The organism is Agrobacterium vitis, assembly GCF_014926405.1.
GTDB lineage: Bacteria > Pseudomonadota > Alphaproteobacteria > Rhizobiales > Rhizobiaceae > Allorhizobium > Allorhizobium vitis_H.
Genome location: NZ_JACXXJ020000003.1, coordinates 177,671 through 198,428 on the forward strand (window position 1 = coordinate 177,671; position 20,758 = coordinate 198,428).

The 20,758-nt window shown below is 57.7% G+C and carries 18 protein-coding genes; 8 read left to right on the forward strand and 10 right to left on the reverse strand.

From position 1 onward, the window contains the following. The first annotated feature begins 7 nt into the window (after positions 1-7). Positions 8-1,213, forward strand: coding sequence for a 3-oxoadipyl-CoA thiolase (gene pcaF / locus IEI95_RS02435; RefSeq protein ID WP_156533573.1), 1,206 nt, complete (start codon positions 8-10; stop codon positions 1,211-1,213). 396 nt (positions 1,214-1,609) lie between these two features. After that, positions 1,610-2,671, forward strand: a complete 1,062-nt coding sequence (locus IEI95_RS02440) for a DUF475 domain-containing protein (RefSeq protein ID WP_194415740.1) — start codon at positions 1,610-1,612, stop codon at positions 2,669-2,671. A 94-nt stretch (positions 2,672-2,765) separates the two neighbouring features. Here IEI95_RS02440 and IEI95_RS02445 read toward each other — a convergent pair whose 3' ends face one another. From IEI95_RS02445 to IEI95_RS02465, 5 genes are all read right to left on the reverse strand, one after another. Next, positions 2,766-2,933 (reverse strand): hypothetical protein, encoded by a 168-nt coding sequence (locus tag IEI95_RS02445; RefSeq protein ID WP_087729627.1) that lies wholly within the window; start codon positions 2,931-2,933, stop codon positions 2,766-2,768. Positions 2,934-3,224: 291 nt separating this feature from the next. Continuing rightward, positions 3,225-4,742, reverse strand: coding sequence for a tripartite tricarboxylate transporter permease (locus IEI95_RS02450; protein WP_156533571.1), 1,518 nt, complete (start codon positions 4,740-4,742; stop codon positions 3,225-3,227). A gap of 22 nt (positions 4,743-4,764) precedes the next feature. Then, entirely contained in the window at positions 4,765-5,259 is a 495-nt protein-coding gene (locus tag IEI95_RS02455) for a tripartite tricarboxylate transporter TctB family protein (protein WP_194415742.1), read from the reverse strand. Then, complete coding sequence (locus tag IEI95_RS02460; protein WP_087729625.1) at positions 5,256-6,200, reverse strand: Bug family tripartite tricarboxylate transporter substrate binding protein; 945 nt, start codon at positions 6,198-6,200, stop codon at positions 5,256-5,258. The genes IEI95_RS02455 and IEI95_RS02460 overlap by 4 nt, the downstream gene beginning before the upstream one ends. 252 nt (positions 6,201-6,452) lie before the next feature. Then, on the reverse strand, positions 6,453-7,535 hold the full coding sequence (locus tag IEI95_RS02465; RefSeq protein ID WP_087730020.1) for an ABC transporter substrate-binding protein: 1,083 nt from the start codon (positions 7,533-7,535) through the stop codon (positions 6,453-6,455). Positions 7,536-7,704: 169 nt separating this feature from the next. Here IEI95_RS02465 and IEI95_RS02470 point away from each other — a divergent pair, with 169 nt between their 5' ends. Both IEI95_RS02470 and IEI95_RS02475 read left to right on the forward strand, forming a co-directional pair. Further along, positions 7,705-8,385 carry a response regulator gene (locus IEI95_RS02470; protein WP_012654355.1) on the forward strand — a complete coding sequence of 227 codons (681 nt, stop codon included), beginning with the start codon at positions 7,705-7,707 and terminating at the stop codon, positions 8,383-8,385. Further along, positions 8,382-9,785, forward strand: coding sequence for a sensor histidine kinase (locus IEI95_RS02475; protein ID WP_194415744.1), 1,404 nt, complete (start codon positions 8,382-8,384; stop codon positions 9,783-9,785). Before IEI95_RS02470 ends, IEI95_RS02475 begins: the two co-directional genes overlap by 4 nt. Positions 9,786-9,809: 24 nt before the next feature. On the opposite strand, the gene IEI95_RS02480 is transcribed toward IEI95_RS02475, so the two are convergent. From IEI95_RS02480 to IEI95_RS02500, 5 genes are all read right to left on the reverse strand, one after another. Next, positions 9,810-10,934 (reverse strand): glycerol dehydrogenase, encoded by a 1,125-nt coding sequence (locus IEI95_RS02480; protein WP_194415746.1) that lies wholly within the window; start codon positions 10,932-10,934, stop codon positions 9,810-9,812. Between the two features lie 30 nt (positions 10,935-10,964). Next, entirely contained in the window at positions 10,965-11,762 is a 798-nt protein-coding gene (locus IEI95_RS02485) for a glucose 1-dehydrogenase (RefSeq protein WP_194415748.1), read from the reverse strand. A gap of 34 nt (positions 11,763-11,796) precedes the next feature. Continuing rightward, positions 11,797-13,362: a GMC family oxidoreductase gene (locus tag IEI95_RS02490; RefSeq protein ID WP_156537964.1), complete on the reverse strand. Its 1,566-nt coding sequence runs from the start codon at positions 13,360-13,362 to the stop codon at positions 11,797-11,799. A gap of 110 nt (positions 13,363-13,472) precedes the next feature. Beyond that, positions 13,473-15,005 carry a D-arabinonate dehydratase gene (locus tag IEI95_RS02495; RefSeq protein ID WP_156533566.1) on the reverse strand — a complete coding sequence of 511 codons (1,533 nt, stop codon included), beginning with the start codon at positions 15,003-15,005 and terminating at the stop codon, positions 13,473-13,475. Then, a complete protein-coding gene (locus tag IEI95_RS02500) occupies positions 15,002-15,691 on the reverse strand; it encodes a GntR family transcriptional regulator (RefSeq protein WP_012654349.1) in 690 nt (229 codons plus the stop codon). Before IEI95_RS02500 ends, IEI95_RS02495 begins: the two co-directional genes overlap by 4 nt. Before the next feature lie 289 nt (positions 15,692-15,980). On the opposite strand from IEI95_RS02500, the gene gbd reads away from it, so the two are divergent. The 4 genes from gbd to IEI95_RS02520 all read left to right on the forward strand — a co-directional run bounded on the left by gbd (position 15,981) and on the right by IEI95_RS02520 (position 20,757). Then, on the forward strand, positions 15,981-17,093 hold the full coding sequence (gene gbd, locus IEI95_RS02505; RefSeq protein ID WP_156533565.1) for a 4-hydroxybutyrate dehydrogenase: 1,113 nt from the start codon (positions 15,981-15,983) through the stop codon (positions 17,091-17,093). 42 nt (positions 17,094-17,135) lie between these two features. After that, positions 17,136-18,173: a sugar ABC transporter substrate-binding protein gene (locus tag IEI95_RS02510; protein ID WP_071207140.1), complete on the forward strand. Its 1,038-nt coding sequence runs from the start codon at positions 17,136-17,138 to the stop codon at positions 18,171-18,173. Between the two features lie 86 nt (positions 18,174-18,259). Next, positions 18,260-19,768, forward strand: a complete 1,509-nt coding sequence (locus IEI95_RS02515; protein ID WP_156533645.1) for a sugar ABC transporter ATP-binding protein — start codon at positions 18,260-18,262, stop codon at positions 19,766-19,768. Further along, positions 19,765-20,757 (forward strand): ABC transporter permease, encoded by a 993-nt coding sequence (locus IEI95_RS02520; protein ID WP_156537965.1) that lies wholly within the window; start codon positions 19,765-19,767, stop codon positions 20,755-20,757. The genes IEI95_RS02515 and IEI95_RS02520 overlap by 4 nt, the downstream gene beginning before the upstream one ends. The last annotated feature ends 1 nt before the right edge of the window (position 20,758 follow it).

Here is a 20,758-nt window from a genome sequence, read left to right on the forward strand (position 1 = left end):
GATCCCGATGACCGAAGCTTTTATCTGCGATTATATCCGCACGCCCATCGGCCGATTTGGCGGCGCACTTTCCTCCGTTCGCGCCGATGACCTTGGCGCGGTACCACTCAAGGCTCTCCTTGCCAAACACACCAATCTGGATTGGGAAGCCGTCGATGACGTGATCTTCGGCTGCGCCAACCAGGCCGGTGAAGACAATCGCAATGTGGCGCGCATGTCGTTGCTGCTGGCAGGCCTACCGGTTTCAGTGACCGGCACGACCATCAACCGGCTTTGCGGCTCAGGCATGGATGCCGTGATCGCGGCGGCCCGCGCCGTCAAATCCGGCGAGTCAGAATTGATGATTGCCGGTGGCGTCGAAAGCATGAGCCGGGCGCCTTTCGTCATGCCAAAGGCAGAGACCGCCTTTTCCCGCAATGCCGAAATATATGACACGACCATCGGCTGGCGTTTCGTCAATCCGCTGATGAAAAAGCAATATGGCGTCGATTCCATGCCGGAAACCGGCGAAAATGTTGCCGAAGATTACAAGATCTCCCGCCAAGACCAGGATGCGTTTGCCGTCAGAAGCCAGAACAAGGCATCGGAAGCGCAGGCCAATGGTCGTTTGGGTCGGGAAATCACCCCAGTGACCATTCCCCAGCGCAAGGGCGATCCGGTCATCGTGGACAAGGATGAGCATCCCCGCGCCACGACAATTGAAACGCTGGCAAAGCTTGGCACACCTTTCAAGAAGGAAGGCGGCACAGTCACCGCTGGTAATGCCTCCGGTGTCAACGATGGAGCCGCCGCGCTGATCATCGCCTCTGAAGCTGCCGCTCGCAAATATGGCCTGACCCCGATTGCCCGCATTCTGGGCGGCGCTACCGCCGGTGTGCCACCCCGGGTGATGGGCATTGGCCCTGCCCCCGCCAGCCAGAAGCTGCTGGACCGGCTCGGCCTCACTCAACAACAGTTGGATGTGATTGAGTTGAACGAGGCCTTTGCCTCTCAAGGGTTGGCAACCTTGCGTCAACTGGGGATTGCCGATGACGATCCACGCGTCAATCGCAATGGCGGCGCCATCGCCCTTGGCCATCCGCTCGGCATGTCCGGCGCACGCATTACCGGCACGGCGGCGCTGGAATTGTCGCTGAGCGGTGGACGCTACTCGCTGTCCACCATGTGCATTGGCGTCGGCCAGGGCATCGCAGTGGCGCTGGAGCGGGTGTAATCCGGTTTCTAACCAGCAAGACGACAGATTAAGGTGGAGGAGGATTTCTCCACCTTTTTCGTCTTTAGCGTCGTTTGATCAGATGTTACGAATGCCTATCTGCGCGATGGTTGTTTGCATTTACACAACAGCACTTGACCTTGCTCGCATGGCTGGTAGTTAACATATGCTGCCGCATTGCCAGACATCGGTCTCTGCGGAGTGAACTTATGGTGCCGGGCCCCTCTGGCGAGAGTTTACGGCGCTCTCGTGATGTCGGTACCGCCAGCAATCATGGCCGGCGGATTATAACGCAATGACAATTTCATCCACGTGTTTTTCGCGTGATCGGTCCGGCATGGCCGGTGCTCGTTCACGCACCACCCCGCGTTTCCATCGTGTTTTGGAGGTGCGGGCATGAGCACGGCAACCCCTTCCAATTCCGTTCTCAGCTATTTCAAATGGGCCTTCATCGTCACCATCGCCGGTCTTGCTCTCGGCGCTTGGCTCGGCTGGAACATGACAGGCACGCTTGGCGGCATGGCCAGCGTGTTCTTCATCTGCACGGTGCTGGCCGTTCTGGAAATCTCGCTTTCGTTTGACAATGCTATTGTCAATGCGAACAAGCTGAAGGAAATGACCCCGGTTTGGCAGCAACGCTTTCTGACCTGGGGTATCCTGATCGCCGTGTTTGGTATGCGGATCATTTTTCCCTTGGCAATCGTCGCCATCGCGGCCAAGATTGGTCCGATCGAAGCCCTGAAACTGGCAGCCGCTGAACCGGCGGAATACGCCAGAATCATGAATGAAGCGCATCTGCCGATTGCAGCCTTTGGCGGCACATTCCTGATGATGGTTGGCCTTAATTACTTTTTCGATCAGGAAAAAGACGTCCATTGGATCGCCTTTATCGAAAAGCATATGGCAAGATATGCGAGCATCAAGGGTATCGAAGTGGCCTTCGTCCTGGTGCTGATCCTGCTGTTTTCGTCCTTCCTGGATGGAGCGGAAGCGATTACCTTCCTTTACAGCGCCATCTATGGCCTGTTGACCTTCCTGGCGGTCGAATTGGTCGGTGGCCTGCTCGACGCGTCGCAGCAGACGATGAGCGCTGCGGCCAAAGGAGGCCTAGGCGCTTTCATCTATCTCGAAGTGCTCGACGCCAGCTTCTCCTTCGACGGTGTGATTGGTGCGTTTGCGCTCACGCAAAACCTGTTCGTGATTGCCATCGGCCTTGGCATCGGTGCCATGTATGTCCGCTCGATGACGATCATGCTGGTCGAGAAAGGCACACTTGCGGAATATCGCTATCTGGAACACGGCGCTTTCTACGCGATCCTGATCCTCTCGGTGATCATGTATTGCCAGACGCTGGTGCATATTCCCGAAGTGGTTACCGGTCTCGGCGGTGCGGCACTGATCGGCATCTCGCTTTGGTCATCGATCCGTTACAATAAACGCGAACACCAGAACGACTGAAAAGCCTTTACGGAATAAATAAGAGCTTTTCACGAACCAAAAAGCCCGCCAGTTTGAACAACTGGCGGGCTTATACATGCGGATATGAAAAAATTCAGTCAGCGCGCTTGATATTGCGGAAGCTCAGGGGATCGATACCCAGAAGACGCAGGTCGCGGTCACGCGGCTGGCGATGCCCATCTACAGCCGCGGCAGCGGCGGTTGCTGCGCCGAACACGGCGATGGCACGACCGATAAAGCCTTTACGGGGGAGGGAAGCCATTTTCGTTCTCTTTCCTTGTTAAATCTTACAGACGAAAGATGGGCCTTCCATTAGCTTGCTTCAATGCACACAAACGCACTGTAGCCATGCAACCTGAACAGATCGAACTGATTTACCCCTCAGATTTTATGGGTATAGCCAATAGCATCGCTTCTTTCGCGCCTGGAAAAGCCTGAACTCGCCCATTTTGAGAGAGATTTGCAGAGAATTTGCCCGAATGAAACAGAACAGCCCCCTGCGCCATAATGGCGCAGGGGGCTGTTGGTTGTTCATTTTTGCCCGGACTGAAACTCAATCTTCGTTGGCAGCAAGCTGCGACAGAACCTGCCCACGCCCTCTGATTCTCATAATCAACGGAATGAAGAAGGCCGCCGCGGCCACGAGGAAAAGGCCAACAGCAATCGGTGACATGAAGAGCACCGTGAAGTCGCCCTGCCCTATTGCCAGCGCCCGGCGCAATTGCTGTTCTGCCAGTGGTCCAAGAATGAGGCCGATAACGACAGGCGCAATCGGATAACCGAAGATGCGCATGACATAGCCGAGAATTCCGAACGCCAGCAACATGCCAAGCTCAAACACCGACGGATTGGCGCCAATCGTGCCGAGTGTGGCAAACAGCAGGATGCCAGCGTAAAGCCAGGGCTTCGGGATGGTCAGCAGCTTTACCCAGAGACCAATCAACGGCAGGTTCAAAACCAACAGCATGAAATTGGCGATCAACAGGCTGGCAATCAGGCCCCAAACCAGCTGTGGATTGGTCGCAAATAGCAAGGGGCCGGGCTGAAGGCCGAACTGCTGGAAACCGGCCAGCATGATGGCCGCCGTCGCCGTGGTCGGCAAGCCCAGCGTCAGCAGAGGCACCAATGTTCCGGCAGCCGACGCATTGTTGGCCGCTTCAGGACCAGCCACACCCTCGATGGCACCATTGCCAAATTCCTCAGGATATTTGGTCAGCTTTTTCTCAGTGGCGTAAGACAGGAAGGTGCCAATCTCAGCGCCGCCAGCTGGCATGGCCCCAATTGGAAACCCGATAGCCGTGCCGCGCAACCAGGGCTTCCACGACCGTGCCCAATCCTGCGCACTCATCCACACGGAGCCTTTGACCGCTTCGACCTTATCGGGGCCAAGATTGCCCTGGGCGACAATGTACAAGGTCTCGCCAATGGCAAACATGGCAACCGCCAGCGTCGTGACCTCGACCCCATCCAAGAGATCCGGCACACCGAAACTCATCCGGGTCTGGCCCGTCAATTGGTCAATGCCGATAATCGCCAGCGTGAAGCCAATGAAAAGTGAGGTCAGTCCGCGCAATGCCGAGTCACCGAATGCAGAGGACACGGTTACGAAAGCCAGAACCATCAGCGCGAAATATTCGCGTGGGCCAAACACCAGTGCAAGCTTGACGATGGTCGTGGCAACAAGCGCCAAGGCAATTGTTGCCAGAAGCCCGGCCACGAACGATCCGATGGCAGCCGTTGCCAGAGCGGGGCCACCGCGCCCGGCCCGAGCCATCTTGTTGCCCTCCAATGCCGTGACAATCGAAGCGCTTTCTCCCGGCGTGTTGAGTAGGATCGACGTGGTTGAGCCGCCATACATGCCGCCGTAATAAATGCCAGCAAACATGATCAGCGAGCCAGCAGGATCCAGCTGATAGGTCACGGGCAGCAGCAGCGCCACGGTCAGGGCGGGTCCGATACCCGGCAACACGCCAACGGCGGTGCCAAGCGTCACCCCGATCAAGGCATAGAACAGGTTCATGGGTTGCATTGCAACGACAAGACCCTGCATCAGGAATTCGAAAGTACTCATGAAGTTAAGTCCCTGTCGGGTATCAGAAAAACAGATTTTCCAGCGGCCCGGCGGGCAGCGACAATTGCAACAGGCCAGCAAAGACCAGCCAAACAGCAAGGCTGAGCGCTATGCCTATTGGTATCGAGAACCACAATTTGCGTTTGCCGAAGGCCCTGGCGGTAGCAGCAAAAAGAAGACCGGTCGCAATAGAGAAGCCCGCAACATCGAGCAGAAGCATCTGCGCGGCCAAACCACCCACGACCCAGATCACCGGGGCGATTTCCTGCTTTACGCGTTCAGGAAACTCACCGCGCCATGCCTCAAACACGGTCCAGATCGCCAGTCCGATCAAACAGATCGCGATTGCATAGGGAACGGTCGCGGGGCCGACGGGCGAGTAGCCTGCCACAGCGCCAAGCCGGGCAGAGTCCCACAGAATGACACCGGCGATGGCAACGAGAAACACTGCGATTGCAAGCGCCGCCCAGTCAGGGCGGCGCTTCTCATTGGTCAAGGGGTTAGGGCCGGTGCTCATTTCACCAGACCGATATCTTTGAGGATTGTCGAGGTCGAGGCAATGTCCTTGTCGAGCTGCGCGTTGAAAGCATCGCCCGCCAGATAGGTATCCTGCCAGCCCTTGGTCTTCAGCAGGTCTTTCCAGCCTTCGGACTTGGCCAGTTTATCAATATCGGCCGAAACAGCCGCTTTCTGTTCGGCCGACAGCCCAGGAGCGGCAGCCACCATACGCCAGTTTTCGACCACGACGTCGAGACCGGATTCCTTCAACGTCGGCGCATCGATACCGGCGATCCGCTCCGCGCTCGAAATGGCGATCAGCCGCAGCGTTCCCGATTTGACCTGGGATTCGAATTCCCCGTAGCCGGAAATACCCGCCGTCACCTGCGCACCGAGAATAGCGGCCAATGCCTCACCACCACCGGAATAGGCGATATAGTTGATCTTGGTCGGATCGACCCCAGCAGCCTTGGCGATCAGGCCAACAGCGATATGATCGACACCACCGGCAGAACCACCTGCCCAGGAAACCTTGGCCGGATCTGCCTTCAGTGCAGCCACCAGATCCGCAGCATTCTTGATCGGCGAGGAAGCTGGCACAACGACCGCCTCATATTCGCCGGTCAGGCGGGCAATCGGCGTTACGTCCTTCAGCGTCACCGGCGCATTGTTGGTCAGGATTGCGCCCACCATGACATAGCCGCCGATGATCAGGGCATTGGATTTGCCCTTTTGCTGGCTTGCGAATTGCGCAAGACCGATGGTGCCGCCAGCACCTGGCACATTCTGAACCTGAACCCGCTTCGAAATGCCTTCCTTTTGCAGGACGGTCTGGAGCGAGCGGGCCGTCTGATCCCAGCCGCCGCCGGGATTGGCAGGAGCGATAATGGTGTAATCGGCCGCTGCGACCGGCAGCGCCATGGCCCCGGCCAGGATGGTTGCGAGAATGAACTGCTTCAAAATAATGTCCTCCTTCGAGTGCGCCTCTATGCGCAGTGTTCGTCGATGCCGAAGGAAGAGTGTGTCACGGGACCCTCCTGCAAGCCGCGGCAAGACACCGTGCTCGTCCATCCCTTGAGTATCCTCCCTCAAGCCGCAATCATCCGCCTCCACGGATAATCGAGACCTGGAACGCACCATACAAAGCTGTCATCGAGCTGACATTGCACTGCGTTTTATCAAGCGGCGGCGCACGCCCCACAATTCAATGGGTTATTGCAATCGCAAAACCTCGTTCCAGCGGGCGATGAGACGCATACGCTTGACCTGATCGAGATAGACCATCAATCCGGGACTGACGGGCACGGGCCGCAGCTGTGCGCCCAGCAGGGATTGCATGGTATTGGCGGTGTTTTCGCCGCCGACATCGGGACTGACCGCCGCAATATGCAGTTCGCGCGCCATGATGCCCTGTCCTTCCTTCGACATGAAGAATTCCAGATAGCGCCGACCAAGTTCCGGCGATGCGGCCGCCTGTGGCACAAGTCCGATTCGTGACATCACCACGGTATAATCCTTGGGCAGCACGATGCCGACATCGGGATGGCGCGACGCCCAGTCGGCAGCGTAGGAGCCCAGAATATTATAGCCAAGCACGAATCGCCCATCGGCGACGCGCTCCAGAATGGCCGAGCTGTTGGAGTAGAGCTTGACGCCCGCCGTGCCCATGCTGCGGATCACCGACCAGATATCGCCAAATTGTTCCTGGTCGCGGGCCATGAACAGAAAGCCGACCCCTGAACGCTCGATATCGTAGGTTCCAATCCGGCCATAGACGGCATTTCCCTGGCTTTTCAGGTAATCCACGAATTCCGCCCGCGTCGAGGGCGGCTTCTGATTGGCGAAACTCGGCTTGTGGTAGACGAAAACCGCAGGTTCGAATGTGAGAGCATAGGCGGTGTTGCGCCAATTTGCCCAGGCGGGCCAGCTTGCGCTCATCGGCAGGTCACTGCGCTGGGCATAGCCGTCATTGCTGAGCTTGACTTGCAGATCCATCGCCGATGAAAATGCAAAATCCGCTGTTGTCTTGCCCGCATCGGTTTCCTGAACGATCCGGTCGTAGATTTCGCTGGTCAGCATGTCCTCGTAGCGCACCGCGATATCGGGATTTTTCGCCTGGAAGCCCGCAATGATCTGCTTTGCCATCGGCTCATCAAGCGAAGAATAGACAAGCAGCTCGGGAGCTTTCGCATTACCCGACAAGGCAGGAAATAATACGGGGCTGGCAGCCGCTGTCCCGGCCACGTATGGCAAGGCAAGGCCCAGCAGGATTGAAATATACAAGATAAAACGCATAGACGGATCATGCCGCAGCCCAGCGTTGTTCACAAGCACCATGGACGGCACCATAGCATAAATGCTTCAAAAGTCCTCGAAGTGGAATGCGAAGTGTCATTTTCAGCGTTTCATCGTATTCCAGACCAAATATAAAATGCTAGAGCAGTGACTCAGGAGGCATTCCCCAGTGCGCATCTTGCTCGTTGAAGACAATAAGGCTCTGGCCGATGGCCTGTCTGCCATTCTGCGCGGCACCGGCTATGCGGTCGATACCGTCAGCGACGGCGCGTCTGCTGACGCCGCGATTGCGACTGAAAATTTCGATCTTGTCATTCTGGACCTCAACCTGCCGGAAATGGACGGCATAGAGGTGCTGCGCTGCGTACGCGCCCGCCATGACAAGGTGGCAATCCTGATCCTGACGGCGCGCGGCACACCGGAAGACAAGGTCAAAGGCCTGGATCTCGGCGCTGACGACTACATGATCAAGCCTTTCGATATTGGCGAATTCGAAGCACGGGTGCGCATGTTGTTGCGTCGGCAGGCCGGACTGCGGTCTTCGATGGTCAGCTACGGAGCGGTTTCGCTCGATTTGAATTCGCGCAGCTTTTCGGCAGCAGGCGTGCCCCTCGACATTCCCGCCCGGGAACTGGGACTGCTGGAAGTGCTTTTCATGCGGGCGGGCAAAGTCGTGGCGAAAGAAGCTATCATTCAGTCGTTGGCGGCCTTTGACGACGATCTCAGCGCCAATGCCATAGAACAATATGCCAGCCGGTTGCGCAAACGGCTTGCGCCTCACGGCCTCACCGTGCGCACTGCGCGCGGCATCGGTTACTACCTCGAAAAAACCCTGACCGAGACGGCATGACCGGGGTCGCCTACTCGCTCCGTCGCCGTTTGCTGGGCTGGTTGCTGCTATCAACCGCACTCATCGGTGCAGTCGCCCTGATCGATACCTATTACGAGGCCGTCAAAACTGCCGATACAGTCTCCGACCGGGTTCTGGCCGGGTCCGCATTGGCGATTGCCGAACGGGTCATCGTCTCGGAAAATGGAGAGTTGGCGGTCGATATCCCCTATGTCGCGCTGGAAATGCTGACATCAGGAGCGCAGGACCGGGTATTCTACCGCGTCGACGGCCCTGGTGGCCGCTTCATCACCGGTTACCAGAACTTACCGACAGTTTCCGATTTCAAGGGGCAATCGGCTGTGTATATGGACGCAGCTTTCCGCAACGAGCCGATCCGCATCGCGGCCCTGCAACGGTCTGCCTCGACCGGTATCGATTCGCTGCCCTTCGTGGTGACCGTGGCTGAGACGACGATTGCGCGCAATCAGCTCACCCAAGCCATTCTGTTGCGCTCGGCCTTGCGGTTGTTGCTTATGATTGCCGGTGCTGGCGCGATTGTCTGGGTCGCCGTCACCTATTCACTACGCCCGCTTTACCGGCTGGGAGAAGCCATTGCCGAGCGCAGTCCGAACGATCTGCATCCCATTGAGCAATCCGTTCCAAGCGAAGTCGAAAACCTCGTTGAAACCGTCAATTCCTTCATGGTGCGGCTGCAATCGGCGCTGGATGCGCTTCGCCATTTCACCGGCAATGCCAGCCATCAATTGCGCACCCCGCTGGCGATCATCCGGACACAGTTGGCGCTGTCTGCCCGCGCCACAAGTCTTGGTGATGCGCAATCGGCAGCGCGCAAAGGCGATGAGGCGCTCGCCCACGCTGAACACATTCTGGCGCAACTGCTGTTGATGGCCCGTGTCGACGCCGCCAGTTCCAACGAGCCACAAATATCGCCCCGGATCGATCTTGTCCAACTGTCTCAATCGATCACCGCTGATCATGTGCCACGCGCCGCCGATGCCGGTATCGATCTCGGGTTCGAGGGGCAGGATGGCCCTGCTTTCGTGCTGGCTGAACCCTTACTGATCGGAGAATTGCTCAGCAATCTGATCGCCAATGCCCTTGCCTATGCAGGGAATGGCGCGGAAGTCACTGTGCGCATCCGCCACGACATGCGAAACGTTTCCCTGATCGTCGAAGACAATGGTCCGGGTATTGCTCCCGAACGGCGCAGCATCGTGCGCCAACGGTTCGCCCGGGGGGAACACAACCCCTCCCCGGGTTTGGGCCTTGGCCTGCCGATCGTTGAGGAAATCGCCAATCTCTTCAATGCCAAACTCACGCTTCAAGACACATCCGAGGGGCGTGGCCTGACGGTATCGGTCACATTTCCCAATGCCGCAAAAGTAGCGCAGGCATAAGCCTTCCAAGGTCTTGCAGGAGCATCAAAGCACCCTGTCCGCCCTCGACTGCTTGCGGGTCTCTGCCAGTTTACTCGCTGTCCAGATGCAATCTGCAATCAGTCTTGGAGCCAGTTTAACTGGGACAGAGTGAATGACGCTGGCTGGAGCCATGGCGATCTCACCGACTTTCAGCAGGTCTTCCGCTGTGACCGTCTCCAGCCCGAGATCGCCAAGCATTGTCGGCAATTTCAGGTCCTGGCAGAAGTCGATGGCCTCGTTGATCTCATCCAACGGACGGTTTTCCAGCACCAGCAGGCCGATAATGCCGAAAGCAACCTTTTCGCCATGGAAGAAATGATGGGTCGGTTCCAGCACGGTCAGTGCATCATGGATGCCGTGCGCGCCGGAGACACCGCAATTTTCAAAGCCAAGACCGCTCAAAAGCGTATTGGCCTCGATGATATTTTCAACCGCCGGTGTCAGCTTGCCATCGATGGCGGCAGCGTAAGCGGCCCGGCCGTCGCGCATCAGCACCTCATGGCAACGCCGGGCAATGGCTGCCCCCGCCGCCGTGGTTCCATAGCCATCGCCGATATAATTGTTTGACTGGCTTTCAAAATTGGACCGCGCCTCATACCAGGTCGATAGCGCATCGCCCATGCCGGAAACCAGAAACCGAACGGGCGCCTTGATAATCAAGGCACTATCGACCAGAACCACATCCGGATTACGGCCACAACGCACCACCCGGTCATAGACGCCATCCTCGCTGTAAATTACGCCCAGCGCACTGGTCGGGGAATCGGTCGAAGCGATTGTTGGAACTGTTACCGTGCGTGCACCAATATGAAGCGCAGAAATCTTGGCCGTATCGAGCGCCTTGCCGCCGCCGATGCCAATCACAACGCCAGCACCAGCAGTTTTGCCAAGGCTGACGGCGCGCTCGACCTCTTTATCCGTCGATTCGCCTGAGAATTTCAGGAAATGGCTCTTCACTCCATGAGCCGCCAGGTTTTTCTCCACGTCGGGCCGCAAAGTATCCCAGAAAAACGCATCAATGACGATCAGTGCCGAGTTTGACAGCGGCGCGATATAAAGCCCGATCTCATCGATGACGCCCGGTCCCTGAACATATCGCAGCGGTCCGCCATAGCCTCTTGAAGTCATGGTTTTATCCTTTTTCTAAAAATGCAATGATCAACGCAGCGTCAAGCCGCCATCGATCGTGATGATTTCGCCTGTGGTGAAGGAACCGGCATCGCTGGCCAGATAGACGACCGAACCGGCCAGTTCCTCGACGGAACCGATTCTGTTTTGCACGGCACCTTTTGCCCAATGATCCCTGACCACATCGGGATGCTGCCGCAGCACGTCATCGGTCAGTTCCGTGCGGACATAGCCCGGCGCAATCGCGTTGACGCGGATATTGTGTTCAGCCCATTCCGTTGCCAGCGCCTTGGTCAACATATGGACGCCCGCCTTGGAGACGTTATAGGCGGCATGGCGGAAAGGCCAATTGACGATCCGCCCTGACATCGAACCAATATTGATGATTGAGCCACTTTTCTGCGCGATCATTTGCCGTCCAACATGTTTGGAGACAAGGAAAACGCCATCCAGATTGACCGCCATGGTCTGGCGCCACTGGTCGAGGCTGCAATCTTCCGCTGCTGCGGGCAGAACAATACCAGCGTTGTTGATGAGAATGTCGATACGCCCGAAGCGATCAACCACCGACTGGGTCATGCGCTCGACATCTGCCTCCTGTGCGACATCGGCCTGCAAGGCAAAACTTTCGCGCCCTTCCGCGCTCAGTCTGGCGGCCAGTTCTTCGGCGCGGTCCAGCGTCGAGCGCACAACGATGGCGACATCTGCGCCATGGGCCGCAAGCGCCTCGGCCAGCGCCTTGCCAATGCCCCGCGACCCACCGGTCACAATGGCCTTGCGTCCGGTCAGGTCGAACATTTGACGGTAATCTGATGCTGTGTTTGACATGTAGGCTCCTCCCTATCTGTCTTGTTTTTGCCGATCAGGCCACGGTTGGTGAAGCCTGTGGCGTAACGGTGGTTTCGCCCCATTGGGCCAGAATATGTTCGGCGGTCCGCTGCGCCTGCGCGACAATGGTCAGCGACGGATTGACGGCGGTGGAGGATGGCAGGAAGGACGCATCGACGACATAGAGATTATCGACATCCCAAACCTTGCAATGCGTGTCCAGAACCGAGGTTTCCGGTGCCTTTCCAAAGCGCGCGGTGCCGCATTGATGCATGGACACCTTGATATCCATCTTGTTGGTGATGATCAGCGGATAGCCCAACGCGCGCATATGACGTGACCAGACCTTCACCAATTCATTGTGCGATTTGAGATTGTTGGCCGTATAGCTCAGGCGAATGCGGCCATCCGGATCGACGGTGACGCGGTTTTCAGGATCGGGCAGATCCTCCGACATCAGCCACCAATCGACACTGCGGTCGGCGAAGATCGACATCAACCATTCAGGTGCCCAGGCCGCCCCAGCGGTCAGCATGCCGCCCTGCAATTTGCCAAGCCCCTGGATATTGCCGAGTGGGTAGGGTTTTTCGGTATTGGCGAGATAATAATCGTTGATCGCCATGGATTTCTGGAAGATGACCCGGTTCTTCTTGAAGGGCGAAATCGCCATCAACGCCGTATTGTTATGCGCCATGTAATTGCGGCCGAGCTGGTCGGACATGCTATTGCCGATGCCGCGCTTATGGACCTGATTGGCTGATCGCAAGAGAAGGGCAGCCGAATTGATCGCACCTGCACTGGAGACGAACAGGTCGGCTTCGATCCGCTTTTTCTCACCCGCATGGGTCAGTTCAACGCCCGTCACCATCTTGCCAGTCGGATCGGTCAGCAAGCGATGCACGAAAGCTTCTGTGACAAGCTCGATTTTACCTTTGCCACGGGCGAGCGCTGGATTGACGAGACGGACTTCCGCATCCCCCTTGGCGCCCAGCTTGCAGGCAAAACCATCACAGGTCCGACATCGGATACAGCTGCCGCCTTGGTGGTAATCGATAGCAATCGGCAGCGGAAAGGGATGAAGCCCCCTTTCCTTCAGTTTCTTTTCAAAGAAGGCAATTTCCGGTTCATGGCCAATGGCCGGATGCGGCATGGGGCCGGAGCGTGGCGGCTCGGTCGGGTCGATGCCCGCCGTTCCATGCGTCCCCATCAGCCGTTCTGCCACAGCATAATAGGGCTCAAACTCATCGTAGGAAACCGGCCAAGCCGGGGCAATGCCACCTTCATGCGGCAAATCCTCGAAATCCTCCCGGCGAAAGCGAAGTGTGGCGGCACCGAAGAATTTGCTGTTGCCGCCGACATAATAAAACGTGCTGGGCCTGAAGGACTGACCATCCTTGTCGCGCCATTCTTCCGTCGTTGCATATTTTTTCTGGTGGAAAACCGCATCGACGCTCCAGTTGTCGTCTTCGCGTGGCAGCCGTGGGCCACGTTCGACCATCAGGATATTGCGGCCCGACTCTGCTAACCGGTTTGCCAGCGCGCCGCCGCCGACACCTGATCCAATAATGATCACGTCGTAAAATCGCTTCAACTCACTCATGTCTCTCTCCCGTGCCTGCCCTTGGCTGCACCTGCGTCTGAATGAATGCCTTTCTCCTCCGAAAGGCGCTTTTCTACCAAGGCTTGAAGATGCTCCAATGCTCGTTGGTGTTACATGATCGCGCCGACCTGCCAGGGGACGAATTCGTTGTCGCCGTAATTGTAGATCTCGCTCACGGTCCGTTCTCCCGAGGCTGTAGCGATCACAGCCTCGAAAATCCGTTGCCCGACCGCCTCCACCGTCTCATCACCGGTGACGATGGTGCCGCAATTGAGGTCCATGTCTTCCTGCATCCGCTCATACATCGGTGTGTTGGTGGCAAGCTTCAGCGACGGCGCCGGTTTGAAGCCAGACACCGAACCGCGCCCGGTGGTGAAACAGATGACATTGCAGCCGCCCGCCACCTGGCCGGTCACGGCAATCGGGTCATAGCCAGGGGTATCCATGAAGACGAAGCCGGGTTCCACGATGCGCTCGGCATATTCATAGACGGCGTTGAGCCTGGTCGTGCCGCCTTTGGCCACCGCACCCAGCGACTTCTCCAGAATTGTGGTAAGCCCACCGGCTTTATTGCCATGGGATGGATTGTTGTTCAGCTCGGCCCTGCCCCGCGCCGCGTAATCACGCCACCATTCGATGCGCTCCAGCAGCTTTTGTGCCACATCAGGGCTTTTGGCCCGCCGGGTCAACAGATGTTCAGCGCCGTAGATTTCAGGTGTCTCGGCCAGACAGGCGGTTCCACCATGGCGCACCAGCAGATCGGCGGCATAACCAAGCGCCGGATTGGCGGAAATGCCGGAATACCCATCCGATCCGCCGCATTCGAGTGCCAATTTCAGCTTCGACACCGGTTGCGGCGCGCGCTCCAAGGCATTGACGGCGGGCAGCATTGAATCGATGGCCGCAATTGCGGCTTCAATGGATTTGCGGGTGCCGCCGGTCGCCTGGATGGTCAGCGTGTGAAATCTATCGCTCTCGGTGAGGCCATGAGCGGCAAGCAAAGCCGGAATCTGGTTGGTTTCGCAGCCAAGGCCGATCATCACCACGCCGCCGACATTGGCATGGGTGGCATATCCGGCCAGCGTGCGGGTGAGATAGAGATACCCCTCCGTCGCGGTATTGATGGCACAGCCACCTGCATGGGTGAGTGCAATCACACCATCGACATTGGCGAAATCGTCAAGCCTGCCCGGTTGTGCATAATGCTGCGCCACGGCCTTGGCCACGGTGGCGGAACAGTTCACGGAAGAGACGATGGCGATGTAATTGCGCGTACCAGCCTCGCCATTCTCTCGCAGATACCCCATAAACGTTGCGGGCTGTGGCACAAAAACCGGCTCCTGCGCATCCACGCAAAATTCATGGGCCAGTTCCACATCCCCCATCGCCATATTGTGGGTATGAACATGATCGCCAACGGCAATGGGCTGTGTGGCAAAGCCAATGATCTGGCCATATTTGATGATGGCCTGCCCCGGCTGAAGGGCCGTGATGGCAACCTTGTGTCCCTGGGTGATCCGGGTCGAGAGCTGCGCGCCGCCAAGTTCGGGCAGCGCCACCGGCTCCAGCGTCAGCCGGGCAACGGCAACATTGTCGCGCATATTGAGCCTAAGCAGCGGCGAAGAAACCGAAGTCACTGTCATGAGCCTTCCTTTCCATCAAAGAGCGCACCCTGGTCCTCATGCATTTTGGCCATGACCGCGAAGGATGAATCGAGGTGAATGCGCATGGCCAACTCGGCCTGATCGGCATTGCGGCTGGCCAGCGCCCGCACGATCGTGTCGTGCTGCTCGGTCACCACAGCCAGATGGCCCGGCACAGGTGCGCTGAGCTGGCGCATCCGGTCGAGATGAACCTTGGCGAGCGTTATGAACTTCCAGATACGCGGATAGCCGCTGATCGTGGCAATGGCACTGTGAAAGGCATCGTCACAATCCAGGTATTTGTCCAACTGGTCGCTATCGAGGATGGCCTGCATCTGCGTAATGATCGACTTCAGCTGCGCAACGTCGCGATCTGTTACATTGGCCACAGCCTTTCTGACACTTTCGATTTCCAACGCACGGCGAATGACAAAACCCTCTTCCGCGACGGTGAAGGAAATACGGCTGACATAGGTGCCGGAATGGGGAAACACATCCACCAGACCCTCATCCGCCAGCCGCTGCAACGCCTCTCTAACCGGGGTACGCGACACCCCGAACTCGGCGCAGAGGTCCTTTTCGGAGATAATCGCGCCCGGTTGCATCTCTAGATGGACGATGGCTTGCCGCAACAACCAATATATCTGTTCAGCCTTGGGAATTGTCTTCATTTTTTCCGTACGCATATCAATCTCGTTATTATCAGGGCTTTTAGCACGAGAAGAGAAGTTTTCGAAAGCCTGTTGACAGGCGAATAATCATCTGACTTAGATAACTCATATATTGGTTGAGGGCGCAAGTGAAATTTTCAGCCCGCAGCCAGGAGGACTAAACCGAGCTGGCGAGGAGGCCGGCAGGCGCTTTCAAAATTTGGGAATGACGATTCTGGCCGACACTGTTTGCGCGTTGCGTGATGCAATGGCGACGGGAGATCTGTGTCTCACCTCGGCTGACAAACAATGGATACAAGCGATCATGGCGACAATCAATTATTTGACGCGGATTGAATTCAACGAGGGCGCAATTTCCACATTGCCTGCGTTGCTGGCTGAACTTGGCGTGAAAAAGCCGCTGATTGCAACCGACAAGGGACTGGTTTCGACTGGCCTTGTTGCGAAAGTCCTCGACCTGTTTGATGAAACACCGGCGGTGTTTGGCGGCACTCCGGCCAATCCGACGGAAGAGGCTGTTACCCAAGCTTATGACCTCTATAAAAGCGCCGGATGCGACGGCATTGTCGGGCTCGGCGGCGGGTCATCGCTGGACCTGGCAAAAGCCGTCCGGCTTTTGACTGGCCACGCCGCACCACTGGCGCAATATACGGCGGTAGAAGGCGGTGCCTCAAAAATCCATGGGCGCATATGTCCGATGATAGCTGTACCGACCACCTCAGGCACCGGCTCGGAAGTCGGGCGCGCTGCCGTCATCATCACCAAGGAAGGCCGCAAACTTGGCATATTGAGCGGCCACATGCTGCCCTCTATTGCGCTCTGCGATCCTGAACTGACCTATGGCCTGCCGCCCTTCCTGACGGCGGCAACCGGCATGGATGCCCTCTCCCATTGCCTGGAAACCTATATGGGGCCATCCGTCAATCCTCCTGCCGATGCGATTGCGCTCGACGGATTGAAGCGGGGCTTTCCGGCCATTCGCAAGGTGGTTGCCAATGGAGGTGACCGGCAGGCGCGCTGGGACATGATGATGACTGCGCTCGAAGGGGCCATGGCCTTTCAGAAAGGTCTCGGTGCTGTCCATGCCCTGACCCATCCGCTGGGCGCCATCCGCGAGCTTAATCTGCACCATGGCACGCTGAATGCGGTGCTGATGCCCGCCGTGTTGCGCTTCAACCGTTCGGTCATCGGCGCGAAATGGGAGGTGATGGCAGACATCGTGGGTGGCGCGCCGGATGAGGTCACCGCAGCGCTGAACCAGGATATCGGCATGCCCTCCGGCCTGAAAGCCATGGGTGTGACGGACGCGATGATGGAAAAAATCGCCGGAGAAGCCCTGAAAGACCATTGCCATGCCACCAATCCCCGGCTCGCCAGCCGTGAGGATTACCTGGCGTTGCTCCAGGAATCGGCCTGAAAACCGAGGAAAACGACAACAATCGAGTGGGAGGAGAACACAATGTCTGACTTTGAGGAAACCAGGGATCGCGGCCGGTTTATGGGCGATCTGAAACTGAGCCGTCGTGGCGTGTTGAGCGCCGGTGCGGCACTCACCGTGGCCGCCGCCCTGAGCAGGCCACGGCTAGCCGGTGCAGAAGACCTGAAATTCTGCGCCTCGCTGGGCTGGACCGTCTGGGAATCCGGTCGCCATATCGTCAATGGCTATAAGGATGCCGTCTCGCGTCTGGGCGGAACCTTGACTATCGCCGATGCCAATTACGACATCAAGAAACAAGCCGATCAAATCGCCTCCTTCGTGGCGTCCAAGCCAGCGGCCATCTTCATAACACCAGCCGATGCCGCCGCGATCTCGCCTGCCGTACAGGCTGCGGTTGCCTCCGGCATTCCGATTTTCTGTGGTGACAGCTATGTGCCCAACACCACGGTAACATCCACGGCCATGTCGAATAATTTCGGCCTCGGGGCCGCTGGCGCGGAATATATTGCCAAACGGCTGAACGGCAAAGGACAGGTCGCGCTCGTCAGCCTGCCTTCCAACGAATCCTGGGACCAGCGCACCTTGGGCGCAAAATCGGTCTTCGTCCGCTTTCCGGATATCAAGGTCGTTTCAGAAATCGCCTTTGCCTTGGGCGGTACGACAACGCCCCGTCAGGTGGTGGACAATATCCTGACGGCCAATCCTGAATTAAATGCCATCTGGTGTGCCTGGGATGGCGCAGCCTCCGAAGGCACACTCGCCATTCGCGCCGCAGGCCGCAAGGTGTTCATCACCGGTATCGATGGTGGCCGCCAATCCTTTGAATATATCAAGGCCGGTTCGCCCTTTGCCATGACCATGGCCCAGAGCTTCTACGAAATGGCCTATATGAATGCCTTTTATGCCCATGAGGTCGTCGCAGGCCGCAAGGCACCACGCTTCGTCATCACCCCGTCCTATGCGGTGACCGAGGACAGTCTGAAGCCCCTCAAGGACATTCCCGACAATTACGACCAACCGGGCGAAGCCATCAAGCTTGGCTGGGCGCGCGCGCTTTAATCTGTCACTCCGGCAGGCCACCAGGCCTGCCGGCTCCATAAAGAAAGCCGGCCAGAAATACAGCCGGAAAGGCGTGGGTGCAGGATATGACAGCAATTCTCGACATGAAGGGAATCGAAAAGCGGTTCGGCGTCGTCAAGGCGCTGGACAACGTCGATTTCTCGCTGGACGCGGGCGAAATCCACGCGCTGCTGGGCATCAATGGCGCGGGCAAATCGACCTTGATCAAGATCCTTTCCGGCGTCTATTCCAAGGATGCTGGTACAATCGTCATCGCCGGGGAAACGGTGGAACTTGGCAGCCCGGCAACAGCAATTGCCTGCGGCATCGCGTCTGTGCAGCAACATCCGGAACTGGTCGATGATTTTACCGGGGTGGAAAACATTTTTCTTGGCCAGGAATCGAACAAGGCGGGTCTTGGCCGCCGTATAGATCGCAAAGCTCTGAAGACCGAAGCGGCCTTGCTGCTGAAACGCTTTCCCATCGACGTCGATCTTGACCGGCGTGTCGGAGAAATGCCCGCCGTTGACAGGGAAATTGTCGCCATTCTGCATGCGCTCCGGCGCGAGGATATCCGCATCCTCATTCTCGACGAGCCAACCTCGACACTGACCGAGCGCGAAAAGACCTCCCTGTTCCAATTGATGCGCCATCTGAAGGCGGCAGGCATCGCCATTATCTACATCACCCACCGGTTGGAAGAGGTTTTCGAGATCGGCGACCGCTTCACGGTGTTCCGGGCAGGCAAACGTGTCGCCACCTTCACCTGCCGTGAGGCGCGCGACAGCAATATATCCATCCCCGAACTGATGCTGGATGAAAAGCCGGGCAATATCTTTCCTCCCAAGGCCGTGAGCGCCGCAGGGGAAGCACTTCTGGAAGTCGAAGGTCTTGAACGGCCTGGCCTGTTTTCCGGCGTAAGCTTCACCCTGCGGCGCGGCGAGATCCTCGGTATTTTCGGCCTGGTCGGCTCCGGTGCCGATGAATTGTCAAAGGCGCTGTTCGGCGTCATCCGGCCAGACGCAGGCACGATCCGCATCAAGGGCAAGCCGGTGACGTTGAAAGACCCGCATGACGCCTTACGCAAGGGTATTTTCCTGGTTCCCGGTGATCGCCGCACGGAAGGCCTGACACTGTCACGCAACGTGATTTTCAACATGACGCTGGCCCATTTGAAAAAAGCCTCGTTTTTAGGCGGGCTCCTGAAATTCTCCTCCAGCCGCAAGGTTTCCGAACAATTGGCCCGGCGCGTCGCTCTTCATCCGCTGACGCTGGACCGCCCGGCCAGTGCCTTTTCCGGCGGAAACCAGCAGAAGATCGTGATCGCCAAGGGCCTCTACCGCGATGCTGACATCTATATTTTCGTCGAGCCGACGGTGGGCGTCGATATCGGCGCAAGAGCAACGCTCTATGCGCTGATGCGGGAATTGTCGCAGCATGCGGGCGTGCTGGTGATTTCATCTGACTGCGACGAAGTGCATGGCGTCGCCGACCGGATGATCGCCCTTTACAAGGGCCGCCCCGTCGCCGTCGCCGACCAACGCCCCAGCCGCGATCAGCTTCTGTCTGCCGGAATCATGGGAGCACGTACATGATTGCCTCGTTCAAATCCTCACCACTTGCCTTGCGGCTTTCCGCCTTCCTGATCCTGCTCTGCGTCATCGCTGCGGTCTTCCAGTCTTTTGCTCCCACCTATCTCAGTGAAAACAATCTGCATGCCCTGCTGCGCCATATGTCGGTCAATGGCCTGACGGCGATAGGTCTGACCTTCGTCATCGTCGTTCGCCATTTCGACCTCTCCTTTCCAGGTGTTGCCTCGTTGGGCGCGATGACACTCGGCTGGCTGCTTGCCAATGACTACAGCCTGTCTGCGAGCGTGCTGGGCGGCATCGGCGTCGGGCTGATGGCCGGGTTGATCAACGGCACGGTCATTTCCTATCTGCGCCTGCCCGATATTGTCACCACCATCGCCACCGGCGGCGTGGCAGTCGGATTGTCCTATTTCTACAGCAACGGCACATCGATTTCGGAAAACTTCTTCATGTCGGGCATTCTCGACCTGAACGATTCGAAATTCCTGGCGCTCGACATGCCCGTGGTCATCCTGCTGGCAACGGCGATCGTGGCTTTCGTTATCCTGCACTGCACCCGCTTTGGCAGGGCGTTTTATGCCACTGGCGAAAACCGGCGTTCAGCGGTGTTTTCCGGTATCAGGGTGAAGACCTATATCCTTGGGGCTTTCGGTATTTGCGGCGCGCTGAGCTGTCTTGCCATCACGCTGCTGGTTGCCTCATCGGGGGCGGCCAATGTCACAGCGGGCAACCAACTGATGATGCCAGCCTTTGCCGCCGTTTACCTGGGGGCTGCCCTGTTTGGTTCCCCCTCCATTTCGGCGACGCTTGCCGGAGCGCTCTTGATGTCGGCCATGCTGAACGGCTTCACCCTGCTTGCCATTCCCTACTACTATAGCGACGCCATTGTCAGCACCGTGCTGATCCTTGCCATTGGTATTTTCGATCCGAAGCTCACCACACTGCTTGGCGACATTTTTGGCCGCAAGACAGCGAGCAAAGACGGGAGATAGT